Origin of the sequence: Micromonospora sp. NPDC049274 (assembly GCF_040678875.1) — a bacterium.
Taxonomy (GTDB): Bacteria; Actinomycetota; Actinomycetes; order Mycobacteriales; family Micromonosporaceae; genus Micromonospora.
The window spans coordinates 504,157-523,629 of the sequence record NZ_JBFAQS010000002.1 but is presented as its reverse complement, the minus strand read 5'-3'; the positions used below and the strand labels follow the sequence as shown (position 1 = coordinate 523,629).

The following is a 19,473-nucleotide window of genomic DNA, read 5'->3' as shown; positions in this document are numbered from 1 at the left end:
TGGCTGACGCGTACGGACGCTCGACCAGCGCGGCGGTAGCGGCCTTCATCCCGTGGGGGCGGTCAGCGCACGTCGGCGCGATGTGGTCGGCGGGTCAGGGACAGCCACCCAAGGAACCGGGCGTGCAGTGCTCGGGGGTCAGGACGCAGGCCCAGGGAGTACAGGTCGGCGACCGCGTCGTGCATGTTCGCTGCCAGATAGAACGCCAGGGCGATCGAATGGCCGTAGAACTCGGTCGCGAGGTGAAGCTGAGCCGGCGCACACGGCCAAGGAGCAGCACAGTTGCGACAGAGCCACGCCGGGCGCATCGGATGGTGTGGACGGGGGCGGCGGGTCATCCGACCCTCACTGGCCGTCGCCTGACGGGAGCGCGCGTGGTTGAGCGACGGGCGCGCGTCAGGTGCAGGACGTCGCCGGTGTGCGGCTTCGCCGCTTGGGCCCCGGCTTGGGATTCCGATCGGGCGGCTCGTCCGGCACGGTGTTCTCCCCTTGGTCGTCATCCTGGGAAGGGGCCGCCCCGTGCGGGCGAGCAGGGGCGGCCCCAGTACGAACGCGTCCGCCGGGTTCCGTGATCCCTACCGGCCGCGCCGTCTGATTCCCACCTTGCGGGCAGTAATGGGGCAAGAACAGCCCGTAGCGATATGGTCGCGAGACATTCCGCGCATCCGATGGAGGAAGTCGTGAACGATGCGCTACGCGCCGCGCTGGCCGAGACGGGGCACTCGATTGAGTCCCTGGCAGGGTCGGTCGGGGTCGATCGAAAGACGGTCGCGCGCTGGCTGAACCACGACCACATTCCCCACCCCCGGCACCGGGAGGCGGCGGCGAGTGCGCTCCGACGGCCCATAGGGGACATCTGGCCGGACACTTCAAGACGCCGCGAACCAGTTTGGTTTCGACCATGGCAGGAGATCGAGCGCGAGGCGATCTCGCTGCGATCGTTTCAGTCGACAGTCCTCCCCGGCCTGCTCCAGACCGAGGCATACGCTCGAGCCGTGCTCGCCGGAGCCGACGTCATCGCCCGCAGCGACGTCGAGCGGCACCTGGCCTCACGACTCGCCCGGCAAAGCATCCTGACCCGTGAAGACCCGCCACACTTCACGGCCGTTGTTGACGAAGCTGTGTTCCGGCGGCCGGTCGGCGGACGAACCACCATGCGCGAGCAGGTGCAAGCCCTCCTCGTCGCGTGCGAAGCTCCGCACGTCCGTGTACACATCGTGCCCTCAATTGTCGGTGCGTACGCTGGCCTGAACGGCCCCTTCGTGATCGCAGTGGGTTCCGAGCATCGGATTGCCGGCTACCTCGACAATCAGCTTCAGGGGCAAGTCGTTACCGGTGCCGAGGACGTAGCGGCGATGCTGGCCGCGTGGGAGAACGTACGCGGTGAGGCGCTGTCCCACTGGCAATCCGTCGATCTACTTACGGAGATGGCGAAGACATGGAACTGACCGGCGCACAGTGGCGTAAGAGCACTCGCAGCAGTGGCAATGGCGGCGACTGCGTCGAGGTTGCGGACAACCTGCCTGGCATCGTTTGCGTGCGGGACTCGAAGGACGCGGCAGGGCCGGCGTTGGTCGTCGGCCTGACGGCCTGGCGGGCGTTCGTCGACATGGCGAAGTCCGACAACCTGGCCTGACCAGCAGCGCGCAGAGGCCCCCGGTTCGCCGGGGCTTTTGCCTGTTCGGGGGCCAGGAACGCTGGCGTGGGAACGGGAGCGCCGCAGCGGTCGCCCGTTCGTCGGCGCGGTTCACCTCGTACGCAGCGGCACTCTTTAACGCACAGCGCTTATAATGTGGGACAACAGTCTCAACGCTTGGGAGCGCCTGATGAGCGTGACGGACGTCTTCGACGCGGTGGCCGGCACCTACGACGAGTCGCGCCGACGACTGATCCCCTGCTTCGACGCCTTCTACGGCACAGCGGTCGAGGTGGCGGCGCCGCCACTGCGGGCCGCGCTGGCCGCCGGCCGTACGCCGGAGGTGTTGGACCTGGGCGCGGGCACCGGGCTGCTCTCGCTGCTGCTGTCCGCGGCGGTGCCCGGGGTCCGGCTGACCCTGGTGGACGGTGCGCCGGCCATGCTCGCCCGCGCCACCGAGCAGTTGCGCGACCGGGGCGTGCCGCACCGGACCGTCCGGGCCGACCTGGCCGACGAACTGCCGGCCGGCCGGTACGACGCGGTGGTCAGCGCGCTGGCGATCCACCACCTGGACGACGACGGCAAGCGGGCGCTCTACCGGCGGGCCGGGGCCGCGCTGGCACCGGGAGGCGTGTTCGTCAACGCCGAGCAGGTGGCCGGCCCGACGCCGGCTCTGGACCGGCGCTACGACGAGGTGTGGCTGGCGCGGATCACCGAGCTGGGCGCGTCCACCGACGAGATCGCGGCTTCCCGGGAGCGGATGCGGCACGACCGGCCGGCGAGCGTCGCCGACCAGTGCCGGTGGCTCGCCGAGGCCGGCCTGGTCGACGTCGACTGCTACTTCAAGGAGTGGCGCTTCGCCGTGTTCGGCGGTCGGGCCCGGTGACGATATGTGCGTTTCGACCTCCGGAGACGAGCCGGTCGGCGCGTGGATGACTGACGGTCATACCGCTGGGTAGTCTCAGCGGCATGACTGCCAAGGTGACGCTGTCGTTCACGGACGAGACCATCGAGGAGGCCCGACGCTTCGCCAAGCGCGAAGGGCTGTCCCTCTCGGCGTGGATGGACCAGGCCGCCCGGGAGAAGGCGCTGCGCGAGGTCTTCACCGCGCACGCCGCCGCCGTGGGCCGCGCCGGCCTCGACCTGGAGTCCGCAGCCCTCGCCGACGCCCGCGAGGTGGGCATGGTCAACGATCTCTTCTCCGGCGGACGGCCGCGTGCTGCGTAGGGGTGAGGTCTGGCGCATCGAGGGCGCCCGGGAACGCCTCGGGCTCGTGATCAGCTCGGACGTCTACAACTCCACCGACGTGCCCATCGTGATCGTGGCCGAGGTGGTCGAGGAGTCGCTGCTGCGCGACTCGCCCCTCGCCGTGTCGATGGGCCGGTACGTGGTGATGCCCGACCGGATCTCCGCACCGATGAAGAAGTGGTTCACCGAGTGCGTGGACGTCGCCGACACCGAGACCATGCTCCGGGTCGGCCGCGCCCTGCGCATCCTCCAGCAGCTCTGATTCCCCGGACCTCACCATCGCCGCCGGCCCGTGGTGCGGTAGCCGTTTCCGGGCCGACCCGTGACGGGCACTGCCAGGTAACCCCGCCTTCCTAGCGTTCCTCCTCGTCGCATCGACGAGGAGGAGCCGCCGTGAGCACGCTCACCAGCACCGCAGTCACCACCGCGCCACCCGCCGTCGCCGGGCGTCGACGCCCGCTGGACGACTGGCGGCCCGAGGACCCCGACTTCTGGCGTACGACCGGCGCCCCCATCGCCCGCCGCAACCTCTGGGTGTCGATCTTCGCCGAGCACGTCGGCTTCTCCGTGTGGAGCCTCTGGTCCGTGACCGTGCTCTTCCTCGGCCCCGCGTACGGCATCGACCCGGCCGGGAAGTTCCTGCTCACCGCCGTGCCGGCCGCGCTGGGGGCGGTGCTGCGGCTGCCGTACACCCTGGCGGTGGCCCGCTTCGGCGGGCGGCGCTGGACGACCATCAGCGCGCTGCTGCTGCTGGTCCCGACGGTGCCGATGACCGTGCTGCTGGAACCCGGGGTGTCCTACTCCACTCTGATGGTGCTGGCCTGCCTCACCGGCGTGGGCGGCGGCAACTTCGCCTCCTCGATGGCGAACATCAACCTGTTCTACCCGTCCCGGCTCAAGGGGCGGGCCCTCGGGCTCAACGCCGGTGGCGGCAATCTCGGCGTACCCGCGGTGCAGCTCGTCGGGCTGGCGGTGCTCGCCACCGCCGGCGCCGCGTACCCCCGGTTGGTGCCCGCGGTGTACCTGCCGCTGATCGTGCTGGCCGCGCTGGCGGCGAACCGCTGGCTGGACACCGTGTCCGGCGCGCGCAACGAGCCCGGGGCGCTGCGCGAGGCCGCCCGGGACCCGCACACCTGGACCATGTCGCTGCTCTACATCGGCACCTTCGGCTCGTTCATCGGGTTCGGCTTCGCGTTCGGGCAGGTGCTCCAGCTCCAGTTCGCCGAGCGGTTCCCCACCCCCGTCGACGCCGCCTGGCTGACCTTCCTCGGGCCGTTGGTGGGCTCGCTGATCCGGCCGCTGGGGGGCCACCTCGCCGACCGGCTCGGCGGGGCCCGGGTGACCTTCTGGAACTTCGTGGCGATGGCCATCGGCGCCGGCACGGTGCTGTACGCGGCCCGCGAGCGCTCGTTCGGGCTCTACCTGGCCGGGTTCCTCGCCCTGTTCGTCTTCTCCGGTGTCGGCAACGGCTCCACGTACAAGATGATCCCGGCGATCTTCCGGGCGCGGGCGGCGGACGCCGTGGCCGCCGGCACCCGCGACCCGGAGGCCGCCGCGCGGTGGGCGCGGAGAATGACCAGCGCGTTGATCGGCATCGCCGGCGCGATCGGCGCCTCCGGCGGGGTGCTCGTCAACATCGCCTTCCGCCAGTCGTTCCTCGGCTCCGGCAATGCCGACGCCGCCTACCTGGCGTTCATCGGCTGGTACGCGCTGTGCTTCGCGGTGACCTGGGTCGTCTACAGGCGTCCGGGGTCGCACCGGCTCGCCGGGGTATGATCCGGGTCACGGCCGGCGCGTCGCCGCGCGGCACCCCACCCCCGTTTTGACCTGCCGATGGGGCGCCGGGTATCGTTGCCTGCTGTTGTACGACATCCAGAGGCGTGCCCTATCAGGTACGCTTGGTCGTTCGTGCGCGCTGGTCCGGCCTGCTAGATCTGGTCACCTCGGCGCGCGACCCCAGACCGACGACGAGACAAGGTAGACCTGTGCGTACGTACAGCCCGAAGCCGGGTGAGATCGAGCGTCAGTGGCACGTCATCGACGCCTCTGATGTCGTGCTGGGCCGCCTGGCCACCCACGCCGCCACGTTGCTGCGTGGTAAGCACAAGCCGACTTTCGCGCCGCACGTCGACACGGGCGACTTCGTCGTCATCGTGAACGCGGGCAAGGTTGCGCTGACCGGCAACAAGCGCCAGACCAAGGTCGCTTACCGCCACTCCGGTTACCCGGGTGGTCTGAAGCAGGTCGGCTACGACGAGCTGCTGACCAAGCGCCCCGAGCGGGCCATCGAGCTGGCTGTGAAGGGGATGCTCCCGCACAACAAGCTCGGCCGTCAGCTGATCAAGAAGCTGAAGGTCTACGCCGGCGCCGAGCACCCGCACCTCGCGCAGCAGCCGGTGCCGTTCGAGATCAAGCAGATCGCGCAGTGAGCGCGGGCGAAGGAAGCAGCATGACCGACATCATCGAGACCGAGGTCGCCCCGGAAGCCACGGAGGCCCCCGAGGCCACCGAGGCGCCGGCGCCCGTTGCCCGCGCGCCTCGTGGTGACCGGCCGATCCAGACCGTGGGCCGCCGCAAGGAGGCCATCGTCCGGGTTCGCCTCGTCCCGGGCACCGGCAAGATCACCTGCAACGGCCAGGACCTCGAGGCGTACTTCCCGAGCAAGGTGCACCAGCAGCTCATCAAGGACCCGCTGGTCACCGCCGAGAAGCCCGAGCAGTTCGACGTCATCGCCAACCTGCGTGGCGGCGGCACCACCGGCCAGGCCGGTGCGCTCCGTCTCGGCATCGCCCGCGCGTTGATCATCAACGAGCCGGACGACCGCCCGGCCCTGAAGAAGGCCGGCTTCCTCACCCGGGACGCCCGGGTCAAGGAGAGCAAGAAGTACGGCCTCAAGAAGGCCCGTAAGGCTCCCCAGTACTCGAAGCGCTGATCTTTCCCAGCGCGTTGTACTTCTGACGGACGGCCGGTCCGCCTCCCCTCGACCGGGGAGGTGGGCCGGTCGTTCCGCTTTCTCCTTCTCGGTAGTGCTCATCGGAGGTTGGCGGGTATGGGTCGGTTGTTCGGCACGGACGGCGTACGCGGGCGGGCGAACGCGGATCTCACGCCCGAGTTGGCGCTCGCACTCGCCGTGGCCGCCGCGCACACGCTCGCCGAGACGGACCGCAGTCACCCGCCGCTCGCCGTGGTCGGCCGGGACACCCGGGCCAGCGGCGAGATGCTGGAGGCCGCCGTCGTCGCCGGGCTGACCAGCGCCGGCGCCAACGTCGTACGCGTCGGTGTGCTGCCCACCCCCGCCGTGGCGTTCCTCACCGCGGAGGCGAAGGCCGACCTCGGCGTGGTGCTCTCCGCGTCGCACAACCCCATGCCGGACAACGGCATCAAGCTCTTCGCCGCCGGCGGGCACAAGCTGCCCGACGAGATCGAGATGCGGATCGAGGCGGCTGTCGAGACGAACGCCACCACCGCCTGGGACCGCCCGATCGGTGCCGGCGTCGGCCGGGTACACGACCTGCTCGACGGTGCCGACCACTACGTCCAGCACCTGGTCAGCACCCTGCCGCACCGGCTTGAGGGCCTCAAGGTCGTGGTCGACTGCGCCAACGGCGCCGCCGCCGAGGTTGCCCCCGTCGCCTACCGCGAGGCCGGCGCGGAGGTCGTCGCGATCCACGCGGAGCCGAACGGCCTGAACATCAACGACGAGTGTGGCTCCAACCACATCGAGGCGCTGCGCGAGGCCGTGGTCGAGCACGGGGCCCACCTGGGCATCGCCCACGACGGCGACGCCGACCGGATTGTGGCGGTAAGCGCCGACGGCGACGAGGTCGACGGCGACCAGGTGATGGCGATCCTCGCGCTGGCCATGCGGGAGGCCGGCACGCTCACCCAGGACACCCTGGTGGCCACCGTGATGAGCAACCTCGGCCTGCGGCTGGCGATGTCCGCGCAGGGCATCCGGCTGATCGAGACCAAGGTCGGCGACCGGTACGTGCTGGAGGAGCTGCGCGCCTCCGGGCTGGCGCTCGGCGGCGAGCAGAGCGGCCACATCGTCATGCCCGCCCACGCCACCACCGGCGACGGCGTCCTCACCGGCCTGCACCTGATGGCCCGGATGGCTGCCACCGGCAAGTCCCTCGCCGAGCTGGCGTCCGTGGTCACCAAGCTGCCGCAGGTGCTGATCAACGTGCCGGTCGGCGACCGTACCGTCGGTGCCGCCGCACCGGCCGTCCGCGCCGAGGTCGAGCGGGCCGAGGCGGAGCTGGGTGAGACCGGCCGGGTGCTGCTGCGCCCGTCGGGCACCGAGCCGCTCGTCCGGGTGATGGTCGAGGCGGCCACCGAGGCGACTGCCCGCGAGGTCGCCGAGCGGATCGCCGCCCTCGTCCGCACCGCCAGCCCCGCCGCGTCGTAGGGCCTGTTTCATAAGAACTGGTCGGCCTGCGGCGGGCCCGGACGACGACCGGCGGCGTTGCGGTTTCGTCCGGATACAACACCGGTATCCGGACGAAACCGCGCCTTGCCGGATCGCCGCCCGGACTCCGCCTCGGCTCGACCGCCCTTATGAAACAGGCCCTGGCCGAGCCGGCCGGGGCGTTCGCCCGGCGCGTCAGTGGGTCAGGGCGCGCAACCGGGTGACCGCCTCGGTCAGCACCTCCGGGCGCTTGCAGAACGCGAACCGGACCAGTCGCCGGCCGGCCTCGGCGTCGTCGTAAAAGACCTGGGTCGGCACGGCCACCACGCCGCAGCGCTCCGGCAGGGAACGGCAGAACTCCACCCCGTCGGAGCCGCCGAGGGCGGTGATGTCGGCGGTGACGAAGTACGTCCCCTCCGAGTCGAACACCTTGAACCCGGCGTCGGTCAGACCGCCGACGAGCTGGTCACGCCGCTGCTGGAGACTGTCCCGGAAGCCTGTGTAGTAGTCGTCGGGCAGGGCTAGCGCCACGGCGACCGCAGGTTGCAGCGGCGCGGCGTTGACATAGGTGAGGAACTGCTTCACCCGCAGTACCGCCGAGACCAGCGCCGCAGGGCCGCTCACCCAGCCGATCTTCCACCCGGTGCAGGAGAACGTCTTGCCGGCCGACGAGATGCGCAGCGTCCGCTCCCGCATTCCGGGCAGTGTGGCCAGCGGCACGTGTGGGCTGGACGCGTCCGTGAACACCAGGTGCTCGTAGACCTCGTCGGTGACCGCGTACGCGCCGTACTCCTCGCACAGCTCGGCGACCAGCGCCAGCTCGGCCGGCGTGAACACCTTGCCGGTCGGATTGTGCGGCGAGTTGAGCAGCACCAGCCGGGTACGCGGCCCGAACGCCGCCCGCAGCGCCGCCGGGTCGAAGGCGTACCGGCCGTCCGCGCCGGGACGCAGCGTCACCGGTCGCCGGACCGCGCCGGCCAGGGCGATCGAGGCGGCGTACGAGTCGTAGTACGGCTCGAAGCAGACCACCTCGTCGCCCGGCTCGCAGAGCGCGAGGACGCTGGCCGCCACCGCCTCGGTCGCGCCCGCCGTGATCACGATCTCGCTGTCCGGGTCGTACGCCAGGTCGTGGAAGCGCCGCTGGTGGGCCGCGACGGCCGCGCGGAGAGCGGGTATCCCCGGACCGGGCGGGTACTGGTTGTGGCCGCCGCGCAGCGCCTCGGCGGCGGCGGCCAGCATCTCCGGTGGGCCGTCCGTGTCCGGAAAGCCCTGGCCGAGGTTGACCGCCCCGGTCCGTACGGCGAGGGCGGACATCTCGGCGAAGATCGTCGTGCCGAACGGCCGCATCCGGGCCACCAGCGGGTCGACATCGGTGCTCGTCGTCACAGGCGCCAGCCTACGACCACACATCGGCGTAACCCCAGCCTCACTCGGGCTCACAACTGGTCGCCCAGGTCCCCCGAGTCCTGTTGACGACCGGTTTGCCAGCGCCCGTGACGGTGACGGCGCAGGCGATCGGCCGCTCTTGATGGTCGGACCACCTGGCCTCCACCATCACCCGGCTCTGGCCGCTGGTCCGGATGGTGGTGCGCCAGGGCAGCCTCGCGCCGTCCACGTGGATGAGATCGCTCTCCGCGTCGTAGTACGCGATGTCCGCCTGTCCCGCGCCGGTCACCTCGTAGACCACTGTCACCGGCGCCGGCCCCGAGGTCGGGCGCGTGATCGGCCGCTTCGTGGGCGCGGGTGTGGGTGTGGGCGTGGTGGGCCGCACCTCGCTGGGCTCCGGCGCGGCGGTCGGCGGCCAGCCGCCGTCGTCGTACGGGCCGCTGTCGTACGGGTCCTCGGCGACCGGCTCCGGGAGCAGTTGATCGATCACGGGCCCGGCCACGCAGAAGCAGCCGCAGACGGCGAGGACGAGCGCCACGACGACCCCGACGACGATCCCGACCACTCGACCGGTGCTGCCGGGAGGACGGCCACCGACCTGCGGATAGCCCGGGTAGAGGTACGGCGGTGGGTAACCCGGTGGGGGATAGCCCGCGGGCGGGTAACCCGGGGCAGGCCAGGGGGTCGGCCCGGGGGGCGTCCACGGGGTTCCGGTGGGATCGGGCGTCCACGACGATGTGGGCGGGTTCTCGGGCCGGGGTGTCGCCTCAGGCTGCGACGCCGAGTGCCCCGACGGCGGGTCGGACGTCCAGTGCGTGGACGGCGGGCCGGGCGCCCAGGCCGGTGGGGGCGCCCAGGGCTGGCCCGGAGCCAGCGGGTCGGGCGTGGGAAAGGAACCCGGTGCGGCCCAGTCGGACGGCGGGGTCGCCGGCTGTCCGGCCGTCGGGTCCGGCGGCGTCGGGGTCGGCTCGGGCGGCGGCGCGTCGGACATGGCTGCTCCGGGCGGGAGTGGGTATGGGGCCAACGGGCCGGGGGAGCGCGCGGGCCAGGGCAGCGCGCGCCGAACCCGCCGGAAGACTGTCGTACCCGCTGGCCGTGCGCAACCCCGTCGAATCGACGGCACCGCGACCGGGCCGGTGACACTCGTCCGTTTGCGGCCCGCCCGCCACCGATCGCTCAAATTCGGTGCTTGTTTAGCCGACTTTCGAGCACCCATGTTGAGCGAAACTGGGTTAGGCTGCGGGCCATGTGTGGAATCGTGGGATACGCGGGCGCGCGCCCCGCACTGGGTATCGTGCTCGACGGGCTGCGGCGGCTGGAATACCGGGGTTACGACTCAGCGGGCGTCGCGATCGTCTGCGACGACCAGCTGCTGACCGAGAAGAAGGCCGGCAAGCTCGCCAACCTGGAGAAGGTGCTCTCCGAGCGCGCGGCCGACGACCCGGCCTCCTGCGCGGCCAGCCCGATCGGCATAGGTGACGGCACCACAGGCATCGGGCACACCCGGTGGGCCACCCACGGCGGGCCGACCGACCGCAACGCCCACCCGCACCTGGCCCCCGACGGCCGCGTCGCGGTGATCCACAACGGCATCATCGAGAACTTCGCCAAGCTCCGCGCCGAGTTGGAGGCCGACGGCGTCCAGTTCACCAGCGACACCGACACCGAGTGCGCCGCGCACCTGCTCTCCGCCGCGCTGTCCGACCTGCGCGCCGCCGGCCAGCCGGACGGTCCGCAGCTGCTCGCCGCCGGCATGCGCGTCGTGTGCCAGCGGCTCGAGGGTGCCTTCACCCTGCTCGCGGTCGACGCCTCGGTGCCCGGCGCGGTCGTCGGCGCCCGGCGCAACTCGCCGCTTGTCGTCGGCCGGGGCGAGGGGGAGAACTACCTGGCCAGCGACGTGGCCGCGTTCATCGAGCACACCCGGGAGGCGGTGGAGCTGGGTCAGGACCAGATCGTCCTGATCACCGGCGACAGCATCGAGATCACCGATTTCGACGGTCAGCCCGCCAGCGGCAAGGACTTCCACATCGACTGGGACTCGTCGGCCGCCGAGAAGGGTGGCTACGACTGGTTCATGCTCAAGGAGATCGAGGAGCAGCCGCAGGCCATCGCCGACACGCTGCTCGGCCGCCTCACCGAGACCGGTGAGATCGCCCTCGACGAGGTCCGCCTCAGCGACCAGGATCTGCGCGACGTCGACAAGATCTTCATCGTGGCCTGCGGCACCGCGTACCACGCCGGCATGGTCGCCAAGTACGCCATCGAGCACTGGACCCGGATCCCCTGCGAGGTGGAGCTGGCCAGCGAGTTCCGCTACCGCGACCCGGTGCTCGACAGGTCCACCCTGATCGTGGTGATCTCGCAGTCCGGCGAGACGATGGACACCCTGATGGCGCTGCGCCACGCCAAGGAGCAGAAGGCCCGGGTGCTGGCGATCTGCAACACCAACGGCTCGACCATCCCGCGCGAGTCCGACGCCGTTCTCTACACCCACGGCGGGCCGGAGATCGCCGTCGCCTCCACCAAGGCGTTTCTCACCCAGGTCGTCGCCTGTTACCTGATCGGCCTGCACCTGGCCCAGGTCCGCGGCATCAAGTTCGCCGACGAGGTGGGTGCGGTGGTCGCGCAGTTGCAGGAGATCCCCGGCAAGCTGCGCGAGTTGCTCGACCGCATCGAGCCCGTCCGTGAGCTGGCCCGTGAGCTGAAGTCCGAGCCCACAGTCCTGTTCATCGGCCGGCACGTCGGCTACCCGGTGGCCCTGGAGGGCGCGCTCAAGCTCAAGGAACTGGCGTACATGCACGCCGAGGGCTTCGCCGCCGGTGAGCTGAAGCACGGCCCGATCGCCCTGATCGACAAGGGCACCCCGGTGATCTGCGTGGTGCCGTCCCCGGTGGGCCGGGGGATGCTGCACGACAAGGTCGTCTCCAACATCCAGGAGGTCCGGGCGCGCGGCGCGCGGACCATCGTGATCGCGGAGGAGGGCGACGAGGCGGTCGTCCGGTACGCCGACCACCTGATCTACGTGCCGCGTACGCCCACGCTGCTGGCCCCGCTGGTCACCACGGTGCCGCTGCAGGTGCTCGCCGCCGAGATCGCCGCCGCCCGGGGGCACGACGTGGACCAGCCCCGCAACCTGGCCAAGTCGGTCACCGTCGAGTAGTCGCCGCTGACGTCCGGGGCCCCGGGCACCGCACCCGCGGTGCCCGGGGCCCTGCCGTGCGAGCGATGCCAGTCCGGCGCGCCCAGCGTCAGCGGCCCGTGGTCAGCGGCCTGCCCTCAGCGGCCCAGCACCACGCGGGCCATCCCGTCCAACGCCGGGTTGCCCGGCTCCCAGTAGCCGCTGTGCCCGCCGCGACCGCTGGGGAACACCCGGCCGCCGAACCCGGAGTCGGCCGGATCGTGACCGAACCACAGCTCGTGACCGGTCCGCTCCGGCCAGCCCAGCACGGCGGCGAGCGGAGCGGCGCCCAACAGGGCCCGGCGGCCCAGCTCGTCCACCGGCCGGGCCAGGCGGATCACGTCGTCCGGAGCCCTGCCGGCCCACACCTCTCCAGCCGGTACGCCGAGCTCGGCGGCGTGCGCCGCGCCGACTCCCGGTGAGCCGACGAACATCAGCGCGTCGGCAGCCAGCCCGTGCTCCCGGGCGGCGACGCCCACCACCAGCGACCCGTAGCTGTGCCCGAGCACTGTCTGCCGCGCCGGTGGCCCCTCGTGGGTGGCGCGCAGACCCTCCTGGAAGCGGTGCAGCGCCGGGCCGGCGTCCCGGGCCTGGCCGGCCGACGCCGCCTCGTTCAGGAAGTCCGGTGCGTCGTAGTCCAGCCACAGCACCGCCGCACTGCGCTCACCCGGCGCGATCGTGGCGCAGCGCTCCAGCACTCGGGCCGCCCGGCCCAGCTCGCCCGGGGCGTCGTCAAGCCCGGCGGTCATTCCCGGCACGTACGTCAGCACCCGGTCGGCGTGGTCCGGATCGCCGAGCGCCACCACCACCCGACCCTCACCGGCCGGGTCCAGCCTCAGCAGGTACGCCCGTGGTTCCCCGCCCGTCAGGCGCTCGGTGAGCGTGTCCAGGCCCGCCAGCCGCGCCGCCACCGCCCGCAGCCGCAGCGACGCGAGCGGCCCCGGCGGCACCCGGGTCAGCAACCGCCGACGCTCGGCCAGCAACTCCCCACGCCGCGCACCGAGCCGCAGGCGGTTGGCCTGGTCGCGGGCGGCCACCGGCACCCCGTCCAGGCCGCCGACGAGGGCCGGCTCGTGCCCGACCAGCCACCGTCGCTGAGCCGGGGTCAACCCGGACCACCAGGCGCGCACCAGCGCCGGTGTCGCCCCGGCGGACGGTCGGCCGGGCGGCGGCGGGGACGCCCACCCGGTCCCGGCGGCTCGGGCCAGCTCGTCCAGCCGGTCGGCGGCCAACCGGTCGGCCGCGCCGGCCAACTCCAGCGCGCCCCGCAACGCCGCCGCCACGACCCCGGCCCCGGCGGTCGGTCCCAGGCGAGTCGGATCGACGTGCACAGCACCGGACCGGTCCACCACCAACCCGGCCGCGTCGGCCCGAGCGACCGCCTCGGCGAGCCTCGCCTTCGCCACCACGAGGCGCCCGGACAGCTCGGACAGCACCTGATCGGCCTCGATCAGCGCGGGCGCCACGGAGGAAACCTCGCCCCGCAGGCCGGCCAGCCGAGCATCCGCCGCCACCGCGGCCGCGCCGGACCAGCCGCCCCGCAACCGGCCGGCGGAACCGGCCAACTCGCCAGCGTGCCCCTCGACCGCCCCGGTCAATCCGGCCCAGGCCGCCCCGGCCACACGCCAGCCTCCCGGATCGGCGGCCCAGAGCTGCCGGTAGCCGACACCGCTCACCGCGGTAGGGCGGTGAACCGGCCGGCAGCCCGGTCGTCCACCGTCTCGTACGCCTCGGCCGCGGCCCGGACCCCACCGGCGGTCGCCGCCACGGCCGCCCCCAGCCGGCAGAACCAGCCGTGCGTGGCCGACTCCAGCTCCGCTAGCGCCGTTGCGGCCCGCCAATCCGGCGCCGGCACCAGCAGCCCGGAAGCCCCGGCCAGGCCCCACGCCAACCGGTACGCCTCGTCGTCGAGCGCACCGGCGACCATGCGCAGCTCCTGCGGCCGGACGGTAAACGGCTCCTCGGTCATACCCACCCCCGTGCGTGATCGGCATCCACGCGCTGACGCTAGGCAGGTCGGGGTCGTGCCGGAGTGCCCTGTGGACGGCGGGCTGCGGCCGTACGCCGGTGTGTCCACAGGCGTTGCCCACGGCGGGCCCGACGGCTAATCTCCCGCCTCCGCCGCCGGTAGGGTGGTCTGGTGATCGTCGCTGTCGGCATCGACGTCGTCCTGGTCGACCGGTTCGCCCGGTCCCTGGCGCGGACGCCGCTGCTCGCCGATCGGCTCTTCACCACGGCCGAGCGGGCCACCCGCTCCGGCACCCCACGCTCACCGGAGTCGCTCGCCGCCCGATTCGCCGCGAAGGAGGCCGTCGCCAAGGCGCTCGGCGCCCCGGCCGGGCTGAGCTGGCACGACTGCGAGATCGTGCCCGACTCGGATGGCCGACCCTGGCTGACCGTCTCGGGCACCGTCGCCGCGGCGGCCGTCGCGCGTGGGGTCAACCACTGGCATCTCTCGCTGTCACACGACGGTGGAATCGCGTCGGCGCTGGTGGTCGCGGAACGGTGATGTCGGCCGGGTGGCCGTGGCGGCCCACCCGCGAGCGGAATGGGGCACGGTGACATGAGAGCGGTGTGGCGGGCGGCCGACGTACGGGCGGCTGAGGCCGGGCTGATGGGCACGCTGCCGGAGGGCACGCTGATGCAGCGGGCCGCCGCCGGGCTGGCCCGCCGGGCCGCCCTGCTGCTCGGCGAGCGGGGCGGGGTGTACGGCGGCCGGGTGCTGCTGCTCGTCGGCTCCGGCGACAACGGCGGTGACGCCCTATACGCCGGGGAACGGCTGGCCCGCCGGGGCGTCGAGGTGTCCGCCCTGCTGCTCACCCCGGGGCGGGCGCACGCCGCGGGGCTGGCCGCGCTGCGCGCCGCCGGTGGCCGACTGGTCGACCGCCCGGCCGGCCCCGTCGACCTGGTCCTCGACGGCATCGTCGGTATCGGTGGCGCGGGCGGGCTGCGGGCGAGCGCGGACGAGGTGGTCCAGCGCCTCGACGATCTGCGCGGGCGCGACGGTGGCCGGGCCACAGTGCTGGCCGTGGACGTGCCGAGCGGAGTGGCGGTGGACACCGGACATGTGCCGCTGTCCACGTCCGGCCGGCCCACCGCGGTCCGCGCCGACGTGACGGTGGCCTTCGGCGCGTTGAAGCCCGCCCTCGTGGTCGGGCCCGCCGCCGCGCTGGCCGGCGAGGTGGAGCTTGTCGACATCGGGCTGCGACCCTGGCTGCGGGGCACTCCCGCGCTGCGGGTCACCGAGTGGTCCGACCTCGAGCAGTGGTGGCCGGAGCTGGGCGCGGCGTCGGAGAAGTACACCCGGGGCGTGGTCGGGGTGTCGACCGGCTCGGAGACGTACCCGGGCGCGGCGGTGCTCTCCGTCGGCGGGGCGCTCGCCGGGCCGACGGGTCTGGTCCGCTACGCCGGTGGCGCGCGGGTCGAGGTGCTGCACCAGCACCCCTCGGTGATCGCCACCGGGCGGGTCAGCGACGCCGGCCGGGTGCAGGCCTGGGTGTGCGGCTCGGGGCTGGGCACCGGCGACGACGCGGCGGCCGAGCTGCGGGCCGTCCTGGCCGCCCCGGTGCCGGTGGTGCTCGACGCGGACGCGCTGACCCTGCTGGTGGACGGCTCGCTCGCCGACCGGCTGCGCGGCCGGGACGCGCCGATCGTGGTCACCCCGCACGATCGGGAGTTCACCCGGCTGTGCGGGGAGGAGCCCGGCGCCGACCGGGTCGGGGCCGCGCTGCGGCTGGCCGCCTGGATGAACGCGGTGGTGCTGCTCAAGGGGGACCGCACGGTGATCGGCACGCCGGACGGCCGGGCGTACGTCAACCCGACCGGCACCCCGGCGTTGGCCACCGGCGGCACCGGCGACGTGCTGGCCGGGCTGCTCGGCTCGCTCCTGGCGGCCGGGGTGCCGGCGGACCGGGCGGCGGCCTCGGCCGCGTACCTGCACGGGCTCGCCGGTCGGGAGGCGGCCCGCGGCGGCCCGGTGACCGCGCCCGACGTGGTGACGGCGCTGCGCCCGGTCATCGCCCGGCTGGGCTGATCGTTCCCGTTCCGGGGCGCCTGGCCGGTTCGCCAGAGCGGGCCGTGCGTCGCCGCCCACGGTGATCAGGGTGGAAAGTAGGCTGGGCGCATGTGGCAGGCCGAGGTACGCGTCGATCTTGACGCGATCCGCGAGAACGTGAGCCGGCTCCGCTCCGGCACCAGCGCCGAGCTGATGGCGGTGGTGAAGGCCGACGGGTACGGCCATGGCATGCTCCCGGCCGCCCGCGCGGCACTGGACGCCGGGGCTGACTGGCTCGGCGTCTGCACCCTCGACGAGGCACTCACGCTGCGCCGGGCCGGGATCACCGCGCCCGTGCTGGCGTGGCTGCTCGCGCCGGGGCTGCCGCTGCACGAAGGGGTGAGCGCCGGGGTGGACCTCGCCGCCGCGAGCCTTGCGCAACTGGACGAGATGGTCGAGGCGAGCCGGCGTGCCGAGCGCCCCGCCCGGTTGCACCTGAAGATCGATACCGGGCTGTCCCGGGGAGGCGCCACCGTCACCGACTGGCCGGCGCTGCTCGACGCCGCCGCGAAGGCGCAGGCCGAGGGCCTGGTCGAGGTGGTCGGTGTGTGGAGCCACTTCGTGTACGCGGACATGCCCGGCCACCCGACCACCGACCGGCAGCTCGCCGTCTTCCACGAGGGCCTGGCCATGGTCGAGCGGGCCGGGCTGCGCCCCCGCTGGCGGCACCTGGCCAACTCGGCGGCCACCCTGACCCGCCCGGACACCCACTTCGACCTGGTCCGACCCGGGCTGGCCATCTACGGTCTGTCCCCGGTGGCCGGCGAGACGTACGGGCTGCGGCCGGCGATGACGGCGCGCGCCCGGGTGATGCTCACCAAGCGGGTGCCCGCCGGCACCGGCGTCTCCTACGGGCACACCTACACGACCGAGTCCGACGCGAACCTCGCCGTGGTGCCCCTCGGATACGCCGACGGTGTGCCCCGGCACGCGTCCAACAGCGGGCCGGTGCAGCTCGCCGGCGCGCGGAGGACGATCTCCGGGCGTGTCTGCATGGACCAGTTCGTGATCGACTGTGGCGACGACCCGGTGGCCGACGGCGACGTGGCGACCCTGTTCGGCAGTGGCGCCGACGGCGAGCCGACGGCCGACGACTGGGCCGAGGCGGTCGGCACGATCAACTACGAGATCGTCACCCGGTTCGGCAGCACGCGGGTGCCGCGGGTCTACGACGGTGAGCGCCCCTCATGACGTACCGCATTCCACGTCCGCGGACCGCGGCCGGCCGGGTCGCCGGCCTGGTCGGCGCCGCGGTCGGGGTGGCGGCGGCCGGCCTGGCCGCCGGCGTCGCGACCGAACGCACCCTGGTCCGCCGGCTCAAGGCCGACCCGGCCGACCGCTACGCGCACGAGAGGTTCGGCGAGCAACGGTACGACGAGGCGTTCCGGCTGGAACTGCCGGACGGCACGGATATCCACGTCGAGGTGGTCGAGCCGACCCGCCCGGTGCCGGGGCACCCGACGGTGGTGCTGGTGCACGGCTTCTGCCTGGACATGGGCACCTTCCACTTCCAGCGCCGCATGCTCGCCGCGCGCGGTGACTACCGTGTCGTCGCGTACGACCAGCCGGGTCACGGCCGGTCCGGCCGGTTGGAGACCGGGGAGTACGACCTGGCGGTGCTGGGCCGGACGCTGCGCGAGGTCATCGACCGGACCGCCCCGGAGGGGCCGCTGGTGCTGGTCGGCCACTCGATGGGCGGCATGACCATCATGGCGTTCGCCGAGCTGTTTCCGGAGCTGTTCGGTGACCGGGTGGTGGGCACCGTGCTGATGGCCACGTCGGGCGGGTTGATCGCGGAGACCAAGCTGGTCGCGCCGGCGCTGCTCGGCCGGGTCGGCGGGCCGGTGCTCTACATGGTCAGCAACGCCACCCGGTACGGCGGTCCGGTGATCGACAAGGCCCGCAAGTCCACGTCGAACGTGGCCTGGCTGCTCACCCGCAAGTACGGCTTCGGCACCCGCAAGCCCAGCCCGGCGCTGGTGTCGTACGTGGAGACGATGAACTCCCGGACCTCCGCCGACACGGTGACCCGCTATCTGCGGACACTGGCCACACACTCGCGTTTCCCGGCGCTGGCCGCGTTGGCGAACGCGCCGGTGCTGGTGGTCGTCGGCGACAAAGACATGATCACTCCGGTGACACACTCCGAGGAGATCGTCCGGCGGTTGCCGCACGCGGAGTTCATCAAGATCAAAGACAGCGGCCACGTGGTGATGCTGGAGCACGCAGACGAGGTGAACGCCGCGCTGGCGCGGTTCCTCGAGTCACTGGAGAGCATGGAGGACCGGTGAGTTTCGTCGTCAAACTGCCGACCGTCGAGGACACCCGGGAGTTCGGCCGCCGGCTGGCCGGGCTGCTGCGGGCCGGTGACCTGGTGCTGTTGACAGGCCCGCTGGGGGCCGGAAAGACCGCGCTCACCCAGGGCGTCGGCGCGGGGCTCCACGTTCTCGGGGACGTCACCTCGCCGACGTTCGTGATCGCCCGCGTGCACCGGCCGGATCCGGCCCGAGGCCGTCGGGTGGCCCTGGTACACGCCGACGCGTACCGGCTGGGCGCCGCCAGCGACCCGCGTGCCGAGATCGACGACCTGGATCTGGACGCCTCGGTGGACGAGTCGGTGACCGTGGTGGAGTGGGGCGAGGGCCTGGTGGAGCAGTTGGTCGACGCGCACCTGCGCGTCCGCATCGACCGCCGCGACGACGACACCCGGATCGTCGAGTTGGACCCGGTCGGCGGCGACTGGGCCCGCCGGCTCGCCGAACTGAGTTAGGGGCCTGTGTCGGCGCGGCGCTGTCGGACCCGGTGCCTAGAGTGCGGGGGACCGACCCGCGCTGGAAGAGGTTCCTGATGTCCGACGACGCCCCCGCCCTGGATCTGCTGGCCCTGCTGCCGGAGCAGTGGCGTGCCGTGCTCACCTCGCACCTCGATCCGGCCCGCACCGCCGCGCTGGCCGAGTTCGTCGCCCGGGAGTACGCGACGCAGACCGTCTTCCCGCCGCTGGAGGATCTCTTCTCGGCGTACCGGCTCTGCCCGCCGCAGAGCACCCGGGTGCTGATCCTCGGGCAGGATCCCTATCACCGCGCCGGGCAGGCCCACGGGTTGAGCTTCAGCGTCCGCGAGGGGGTGTCGGTGCCGCCGTCGCTGCGCAACGTCTTCAAGGAGCTGGGCGAGGACGTGGGCGTGGCCAAGCCGCGCAGCGGCAACCTCGACGGCTGGGCCGCGCAGGGCGTGTTGCTGCTCAACGCGGTGCTGACGGTGCGCCAGGCCACGCCGGGTTCGCACGCCAACTCGGGCTGGGAGGAGTTCACCGACGCCACGATCCGGGCGCTCAACGCCGCACCGGAGCGGGTGGTCTTCCTGCTCTGGGGTGGCTACGCGCGCAAGAAGGCGGCCCTGGTCACCAACCCGCAGCATGTGGTGCTGGAGGCCGGCCACCCCAGCCCGATGAACCCGCGCGGCTTCCTCGGCAGCCGCCCGTTCAGCGCGGCCAACAAGGCGCTCGCCGACGCCGGGCGGCCCACCATCGACTGGGAGCGCACCGCAGACTGACCTTGCCGCTCGGG

Annotated in this window: 20 protein-coding genes; 16 read left to right on the top strand and 4 right to left on the bottom strand. The window is 72.7% G+C overall.

All coding sequences use genetic code 11. From position 1 onward, the window contains the following. Positions 1-680 precede the first annotated feature (680 nt). The 9 genes from AB0K10_RS06015 (at position 681) to glmM (ending at position 7,292) form a co-directional block, all read left to right on the top strand. A complete protein-coding gene (locus AB0K10_RS06015) occupies positions 681-1,448 on the top strand; it encodes a helix-turn-helix transcriptional regulator (protein WP_363680399.1) in 768 nt (255 codons plus the stop codon). Further along, positions 1,439-1,636 (top strand): DUF397 domain-containing protein, encoded by a 198-nt coding sequence (locus AB0K10_RS06010; protein ID WP_363680397.1) that lies wholly within the window; start codon positions 1,439-1,441, stop codon positions 1,634-1,636. The genes AB0K10_RS06015 and AB0K10_RS06010 overlap by 10 nt, the downstream gene beginning before the upstream one ends. Before the next feature lie 190 nt (positions 1,637-1,826). Beyond that, entirely contained in the window at positions 1,827-2,522 is a 696-nt protein-coding gene (locus tag AB0K10_RS06005; protein ID WP_363680395.1) for a class I SAM-dependent methyltransferase, read from the top strand. Positions 2,523-2,605: 83 nt separating this feature from the next. Continuing rightward, positions 2,606-2,863: a DUF6364 family protein gene (locus AB0K10_RS06000; RefSeq protein WP_203149772.1), complete on the top strand. Its 258-nt coding sequence runs from the start codon at positions 2,606-2,608 to the stop codon at positions 2,861-2,863. Then, positions 2,853-3,146, top strand: a complete 294-nt coding sequence (locus AB0K10_RS05995) for a hypothetical protein (protein WP_363680393.1) — start codon at positions 2,853-2,855, stop codon at positions 3,144-3,146. The genes AB0K10_RS06000 and AB0K10_RS05995 overlap by 11 nt, the downstream gene beginning before the upstream one ends. A 131-nt stretch (positions 3,147-3,277) precedes the next feature. Beyond that, positions 3,278-4,660: a nitrate/nitrite transporter gene (locus tag AB0K10_RS05990; protein WP_363680391.1), complete on the top strand. Its 1,383-nt coding sequence runs from the start codon at positions 3,278-3,280 to the stop codon at positions 4,658-4,660. Between the two features lie 209 nt (positions 4,661-4,869). Further along, positions 4,870-5,313 carry a 50S ribosomal protein L13 gene (gene rplM, locus AB0K10_RS05985; RefSeq protein ID WP_007465158.1) on the top strand — a complete coding sequence of 148 codons (444 nt, stop codon included), beginning with the start codon at positions 4,870-4,872 and terminating at the stop codon, positions 5,311-5,313. Between the two features lie 20 nt (positions 5,314-5,333). Next, positions 5,334-5,816 carry a 30S ribosomal protein S9 gene (gene rpsI, locus AB0K10_RS05980; RefSeq protein WP_238687804.1) on the top strand — a complete coding sequence of 161 codons (483 nt, stop codon included), beginning with the start codon at positions 5,334-5,336 and terminating at the stop codon, positions 5,814-5,816. Positions 5,817-5,933: 117 nt separating this feature from the next. Next, a complete protein-coding gene (gene glmM, locus AB0K10_RS05975; protein ID WP_363680389.1) occupies positions 5,934-7,292 on the top strand; it encodes a phosphoglucosamine mutase in 1,359 nt (452 codons plus the stop codon). Positions 7,293-7,487: 195 nt separating this feature from the next. Here glmM and AB0K10_RS05970 read toward each other — a convergent pair whose 3' ends face one another. Next, complete coding sequence (locus tag AB0K10_RS05970) at positions 7,488-8,702, bottom strand: pyridoxal phosphate-dependent aminotransferase (protein ID WP_363680387.1); 1,215 nt, start codon at positions 8,700-8,702, stop codon at positions 7,488-7,490. A 16-nt stretch (positions 8,703-8,718) separates the two neighbouring features. Next, complete coding sequence (locus AB0K10_RS05965) at positions 8,719-9,669, bottom strand: MmpS family transport accessory protein (protein ID WP_363680385.1); 951 nt, start codon at positions 9,667-9,669, stop codon at positions 8,719-8,721. A gap of 255 nt (positions 9,670-9,924) precedes the next feature. On the opposite strand from AB0K10_RS05965, the gene glmS reads away from it, so the two are divergent. Continuing rightward, positions 9,925-11,838, top strand: coding sequence for a glutamine--fructose-6-phosphate transaminase (isomerizing) (glmS, locus tag AB0K10_RS05960; RefSeq protein ID WP_363680383.1), 1,914 nt, complete (start codon positions 9,925-9,927; stop codon positions 11,836-11,838). A 116-nt stretch (positions 11,839-11,954) separates the two neighbouring features. Here the strand turns inward: glmS and AB0K10_RS05955 are convergent, their stop codons facing one another. After that, the gene (locus AB0K10_RS05955; protein WP_363680381.1) at positions 11,955-13,532 is read right to left on the bottom strand and encodes an alpha/beta hydrolase; all 1,578 of its coding nucleotides are present in this window, start codon (positions 13,530-13,532) and stop codon (positions 11,955-11,957) included. Beyond that, complete coding sequence (locus AB0K10_RS05950; protein ID WP_363680379.1) at positions 13,529-13,825, bottom strand: hypothetical protein; 297 nt, start codon at positions 13,823-13,825, stop codon at positions 13,529-13,531. The genes AB0K10_RS05955 and AB0K10_RS05950 overlap by 4 nt, the downstream gene beginning before the upstream one ends. A 171-nt stretch (positions 13,826-13,996) precedes the next feature. On the opposite strand from AB0K10_RS05950, the gene AB0K10_RS05945 reads away from it, so the two are divergent. From AB0K10_RS05945 to ung, 6 genes are all read left to right on the top strand, one after another. Further along, positions 13,997-14,365, top strand: a complete 369-nt coding sequence (locus AB0K10_RS05945) for a holo-ACP synthase (protein ID WP_363680377.1) — start codon at positions 13,997-13,999, stop codon at positions 14,363-14,365. A 54-nt stretch (positions 14,366-14,419) separates the two neighbouring features. Further along, on the top strand, positions 14,420-15,889 hold the full coding sequence (locus AB0K10_RS05940; RefSeq protein WP_363680375.1) for an NAD(P)H-hydrate dehydratase: 1,470 nt from the start codon (positions 14,420-14,422) through the stop codon (positions 15,887-15,889). Positions 15,890-15,979: 90 nt separating this feature from the next. Then, positions 15,980-17,101, top strand: a complete 1,122-nt coding sequence (alr, locus tag AB0K10_RS05935; protein WP_363680373.1) for an alanine racemase — start codon at positions 15,980-15,982, stop codon at positions 17,099-17,101. Continuing rightward, entirely contained in the window at positions 17,098-18,201 is a 1,104-nt protein-coding gene (locus AB0K10_RS05930) for an alpha/beta hydrolase (protein ID WP_363680371.1), read from the top strand. Before alr ends, AB0K10_RS05930 begins: the two co-directional genes overlap by 4 nt. Beyond that, a complete protein-coding gene (tsaE, locus tag AB0K10_RS05925) occupies positions 18,198-18,680 on the top strand; it encodes a tRNA (adenosine(37)-N6)-threonylcarbamoyltransferase complex ATPase subunit type 1 TsaE (RefSeq protein ID WP_363680369.1) in 483 nt (160 codons plus the stop codon). The genes AB0K10_RS05930 and tsaE overlap by 4 nt, the downstream gene beginning before the upstream one ends. A gap of 77 nt (positions 18,681-18,757) precedes the next feature. Beyond that, on the top strand, positions 18,758-19,459 hold the full coding sequence (ung, locus tag AB0K10_RS05920; RefSeq protein ID WP_363680367.1) for a uracil-DNA glycosylase: 702 nt from the start codon (positions 18,758-18,760) through the stop codon (positions 19,457-19,459). Positions 19,460-19,473: the final 14 nt, after the last annotated feature.

Excerpts from the sequence above, each read along its gene's own strand:
- AB0K10_RS06010 (WP_363680397.1), top strand. The coding sequence starts at position 1,439 with ATGGAACTGACCGGCGCACAGTGGCGTAAGAGCACTCGCAGCAGTGGC.
- AB0K10_RS06005 (WP_363680395.1), top strand. The coding sequence starts at position 1,827 with ATGAGCGTGACGGACGTCTTCGACGCGGTGGCCGGCACCTACGACGAG.
- AB0K10_RS06000 (WP_203149772.1), top strand. The coding sequence starts at position 2,606 with ATGACTGCCAAGGTGACGCTGTCGTTCACGGACGAGACCATCGAGGAG.
- rpsI (WP_238687804.1), top strand. The coding sequence starts at position 5,334 with ATGACCGACATCATCGAGACCGAGGTCGCCCCGGAAGCCACGGAGGCC.
- glmM (WP_363680389.1), top strand. The coding sequence starts at position 5,934 with ATGGGTCGGTTGTTCGGCACGGACGGCGTACGCGGGCGGGCGAACGCG.
- AB0K10_RS05970 (WP_363680387.1), bottom strand. The coding sequence starts at position 8,702 with ATGTGTGGTCGTAGGCTGGCGCCTGTGACGACGAGCACCGATGTCGAC.
- AB0K10_RS05965 (WP_363680385.1), bottom strand. The coding sequence starts at position 9,669 with ATGTCCGACGCGCCGCCGCCCGAGCCGACCCCGACGCCGCCGGACCCG.
- glmS (WP_363680383.1), top strand. The coding sequence starts at position 9,925 with ATGTGTGGAATCGTGGGATACGCGGGCGCGCGCCCCGCACTGGGTATC.
- AB0K10_RS05950 (WP_363680379.1), bottom strand. The coding sequence starts at position 13,825 with ATGACCGAGGAGCCGTTTACCGTCCGGCCGCAGGAGCTGCGCATGGTC.
- AB0K10_RS05940 (WP_363680375.1), top strand. The coding sequence starts at position 14,420 with ATGAGAGCGGTGTGGCGGGCGGCCGACGTACGGGCGGCTGAGGCCGGG.
- alr (WP_363680373.1), top strand. The coding sequence starts at position 15,980 with ATGTGGCAGGCCGAGGTACGCGTCGATCTTGACGCGATCCGCGAGAAC.
- AB0K10_RS05930 (WP_363680371.1), top strand. The coding sequence starts at position 17,098 with ATGACGTACCGCATTCCACGTCCGCGGACCGCGGCCGGCCGGGTCGCC.
- ung (WP_363680367.1), top strand. The coding sequence starts at position 18,758 with ATGTCCGACGACGCCCCCGCCCTGGATCTGCTGGCCCTGCTGCCGGAG.